The 4,183-nt window shown below is 49.0% G+C and carries 4 protein-coding genes and 3 tRNA genes; all 7 read right to left on the bottom strand.

Going from position 1 to position 4,183, the window contains the following annotated elements; genetic code table 11:
* Nucleotides 1–26: 26 nt before the first annotated feature.
* A tRNA-His gene (locus tag M0R35_07685) sits at nucleotides 27–103 on the bottom strand.
* Nucleotides 104–105: 2 nt separating this feature from the next.
* Nucleotides 106–1,365 carry a DUF748 domain-containing protein gene (locus M0R35_07690; GenBank protein MCK9595538.1) on the bottom strand — a complete coding sequence of 420 codons (1,260 nt, stop codon included), beginning with the start codon at nucleotides 1,363–1,365 and terminating at the stop codon, nucleotides 106–108.
* Nucleotides 1,366–1,651: 286 nt separating this feature from the next.
* Nucleotides 1,652–1,725, bottom strand: a tRNA-Arg gene (locus M0R35_07695).
* 56 nt (nucleotides 1,726–1,781) lie between these two features.
* Nucleotides 1,782–1,856, bottom strand: a tRNA-Pro gene (locus tag M0R35_07700).
* Between the two features lie 34 nt (nucleotides 1,857–1,890).
* Entirely contained in the window at nucleotides 1,891–2,490 is a 600-nt protein-coding gene (gene rdgB, locus M0R35_07705) for an RdgB/HAM1 family non-canonical purine NTP pyrophosphatase (protein MCK9595539.1), read from the bottom strand.
* 11 nt (nucleotides 2,491–2,501) lie between these two features.
* Nucleotides 2,502–3,212, bottom strand: a complete 711-nt coding sequence (rph, locus tag M0R35_07710; GenBank protein MCK9595540.1) for a ribonuclease PH — start codon at nucleotides 3,210–3,212, stop codon at nucleotides 2,502–2,504.
* Nucleotides 3,213–3,231: 19 nt separating this feature from the next.
* A partial coding sequence (locus M0R35_07715; GenBank protein ID MCK9595541.1) for a sensor domain-containing diguanylate cyclase occupies nucleotides 3,232–4,183 on the bottom strand: 952 nt, incomplete at its 5' end.

A 4,183-nucleotide genomic window follows, 5' to 3' on the forward strand; every position in this document is an offset into this window, starting at 1 on the left:
TCGCCCAAAAATGGCCGAAAGAAAAATGGGGTGGCTAACCGGGATCGAACCGGCAACCCCCAGAGCCACAGTCTAGTGCTCTAACCAATTGAGCTATAGCCACCATTAATCCGTCTGATTTGTTACTGGAACATTATCCTCTTTTTTAAAGGAATTTTCAAATGCTTTTTTCAGGCCGTTGCCGACACCGAATACAGTATCGATAAGAGACCTGGTCAATTCCCCCGCTGTGGTCATTGTACCTTTGACTATATTCCCAGGCACGGTAATGACCGATTCCGGCTTGAGCTGGCTGCCTTTGCGCGCCTGTTTGATCTTATCCTGAAGCGCAAGTTTTATTATCGGCGCCAAGCCCAATTCCGGGCTGTCCATCTTGGTCTTGAATTTAAAATCCAGGATAACCTTACCCTGGTTCAATGATTTAAATATATCCAGGACGACCTTGGTGATCTTTTCCGCCCTGTGCTGCGCTTCTTCCTCCTTGCGCGGCTTGAAATCTATCCTGGTCAGTTCCAGATGGCAATCTGCGATAACATCATTATTCAAACCCTGGATATCGCTGGTAAAATTAAGTTTCGCCTTGTCAATATGCGATTTATCCAGGTCCACCCAGCTGGAATAATAGGGATACAGATAAACGCCGTCTATATCTTCGACCTTCAAGCTGGCATCGACATTCTTCTTATACAGGTCGATCCAGCCCGCCAGGATGACCTTTCCTGTTTCAGCGATATTCTCCCAGGGGATATTGCCTTTAAATTCAAAAGAAGTAACCTGGGATCCGTTGACCGGAAGATTGATATTATCTATGCGGGCGTTTATATCCTTTATCGCGACTTTTATGCCCTGCTCACCTATATTCGGGTCAATAAAGTTTATACTGCTGTCCGTTATTATCACCCGTTTCAAAATGATCGGAGGTATTTTAACTGTTTCCTGCGTGGTTTCAACCGGGACAGGCGCAGGGGCAGCCGGAGCAGCATCAGCAACAGGCTCAATAACCTCAGCAGCGTTATCGGGATTCTCAACCTTGGGAATTTCTTTCAAAGGTTTTGCTATATCGATAACCGCGTGCCTGATCACCAACTGGGATAACTTAATATTGCCGCTTAACATATCAAAAACCCCGCCCGAAGCGATAATCTTATCAAATTTAGCGACGCCTTTAATCTCCAGGTCCTTTACTACCAGATCAAACGGCAGCCGGGTTTTAACACTACGGACAGTTATCTCCCGCTTAAGGAACTCCTGCAGTTTATCAACCAGTAAGGAACGCCCCTGGATATTGAGGTATATATGGACCCCATATACCAGACTGACAAATAGCAGGACTGCTGCGAGTAATATCCATGTAATAAGCTTCATATCGTTTCTTTCTGGATTTTGTCCCGCTACGTTAGCGCGAAAAAATCACAAATCCTGATTTTTCCGCACTCCGCGGGATTGTTTTGCTCACCCTGTAAACTCAGGCAAAACTACGCGCCTGGCAGGAGTCTAACCGTCGCTATCTGTTTACAGCAAATCGCTCCCCAAAGGGGCTTTGCCCCTATGGCGCTCACCGTTTATGCGGTTCGCTGTTACCCCCAAGAACGCGGGGGACATCACTTTTCCCCCGCACCCCTTTAGGTTCGATTACTTTACCACAATTTAGCGCGCCTGGCAGGAATCGAACCTGCTACCAGCTGCTTAGAAGGCAGCTGCTCTATCCAAGTGAGCTACAGGCGCGTTAATTTACTTATCACCGCCAGTCCACGTAGTGGGCAGGCGCACAATATTTTTTATCGGGGCGGTAGGACTTGAACCTACGACCTCTTGCTCCCAAAGCAAGCGCTCTAGCCAAACTGAGCCACGCCCCGTTATAAATCCGGATGTTACAAAGGTTTAATTATATCAACTCTGGTTTTGCTTCTCAATATATTTCTTGAGGACTGCCCGGACTTTTTCCAGGGCCTTAAAACGGTGGCTCATTTTATGTTTTATTACCGGACCGAGCTGAGCGAAGGTCTTCTTGTATTCAGGTATCCGGAAGATAGGGTCGTATCCAAAACCAAAATCGCCTTTGGGTGAATAATCTATCACACCGTTGCATCTTCCTTCTACTACCCTGATCAACCCGTTCTTGTCCGCCAAGGCTACCGCGCAGGCGTAATACGCCTTTCTTTCCCTCAACTTAAGCCCGTCCAGCAATCGCAAAAGTTTGGCGTTGTTATTTTCATCGCTTTTCGACCTGCCGGCAAAACGCGCGGAATGAACTCCCGGCTCCCCTCCGATAGCGTTAACGCAAAGCCCGGAATCCTCGCCCATAGTCAGCTTCCCGGTGAATCGGGCGATCTTAACCGCTTTTTTCACGGCATTTTCCCTAAAGGTCTTCCCGTTCTCCACTATCACCGGAGGCTTCTCACAATCAGCCAAAGAGATTATCCTGAGATCCAGCTTCCCGAGGATTTCCTTTATTTCTTCCAGCTTCTTGCGGTTTTTGGTCGCTACCATTAACTCTTGTTTCATAAAATGCCCTTAAGGATATCTTTCTGCATAGCGATAAGCTCAATTATACCGCCGGCAGCAAGATCGAGCATTCCGTCCATCTGTTTCCGGTCAAAGGTGCGGCGTTCGGCAGTGCTTTGTATCTCGATAAACTCCCCCTTAGAGGTCATTACCACGTTCATATCCACATCGGCTTTGGAATCTTCATCATACGCCAGGTCCAAAAGCAGTTCCCCTTTGAACATCCCCACGCTGGTAGCCGCCACAAAATCCTTTATCGGGATAACCGGGATCCGCTTGTCTTTCTTGATCTTGTTCAGCCCGTCCACCAGGGCGATAAAACTCCCGGTGATCGAAGCGGTGCGCGTGCCGCCGTCGCCCTGAATAACATCGCAATCTATCCAAACAGTCCTTTCGCCAAGGCTGCGCATATCCGTCACCGCGCGCAGGCAGCGCCCAACCAGGCGTTGTATCTCATAAGTCCTTCCGGAATCCCTGCCCCGGGGGATACGGCTCTGGCAGGAACGCGGAAGCATGCCGTATTCGGCAGTTACCCATCCGGTGCCTGAGCCTTTAAGGAACGGCGGGACTGAATCCTCCACGGTAGCCGAACAGATCACCTTGGTATTGCCCAGCTCAATAAGGCACGACCCTTCGGCGTATTTAAGATACGGCCGGGTGATCGTGACTTTTCTTAGTTTATCCAAACCTCTTCCGTCGTTTCTGATCATAGTTCCCTTTCAGTAATTATTCGCTTATGCAAACTTTATTCCGGCCTTCTTTCTTGGCCTTATACAGGGCCCGGTCAGCCAGGGCCACAAATTCATCCTTGCTCATTTTCATCTGGTACATAGCTATCCCCACGCTCACAGTGATCCGCATAAGCGAACCGGTCTCCTGGTTAAGGAAATCCAGTTCCTCGGTCATCCTGCGGATCTTCTCCGCGACCACGCCCGCGCCTTTGGCGTTAGTAAAAGGCAGGATCGCCACAAATTCATCGCCGCCGTAGCGGCAGATTATATCCACCTGGCGGATATTCTGTTTTATTACATTCGCCACCTGCTTTAATATCCGGTCTCCTTCGAGGTGGCCGTAATTATCGTTATACTTCTTAAAATGATCCACGTCCACTATCATCAAGCTGAGATTATGGTTATACCGCTGCGCCCGCAGGATCTCGACGTTGACCTGCTCCTGGAAATGGCGGTGATTGAACACATTGGTCAGCGCATCGGTAACCGCAAGCGATGCCAGCTTCTCGCAAAGTCTTATATTCTCGATCTGGGTAACCGCCTGATGCGCGATAAGAGAAAGATATTTCAGGTCATCCGGGGTGAATATCTTGGTGGTGGCCAGTTTATCGGTGACATTCATTACCCCGATAACTTTATTCTCCCTCTTTAAAGGCAAAGAAACAAAAGACCGGGTTTTATACCTGGCAGCGTCCCTGGATAAACTTTTAAAACGGTAATCGGCGTCGATATCGTCGATCAATAACGCCTCTCCCTGCTGGGCCACCCAGCCGGAAACAAATTCGCCGATCTTGACCCGGGCATTGGCCTTTTCCGGGATCAATCCTTGGGCGCCCCTGATAACCAACTCATTGTTCTTTTCGTCTACCAGCATAAAAGACGCCCTTTCGGCATCAGCTATCTTTAAAGCCATGGCCGTGACAAAATCGGCCAGGTCATCGAGCCGA

This window comes from Candidatus Omnitrophota bacterium (assembly GCA_023227985.1).
In the GTDB taxonomy this organism is placed as follows: domain Bacteria; phylum Omnitrophota; class Gorgyraeia; order Gygaellales; family Profunditerraquicolaceae; genus JALOCB01.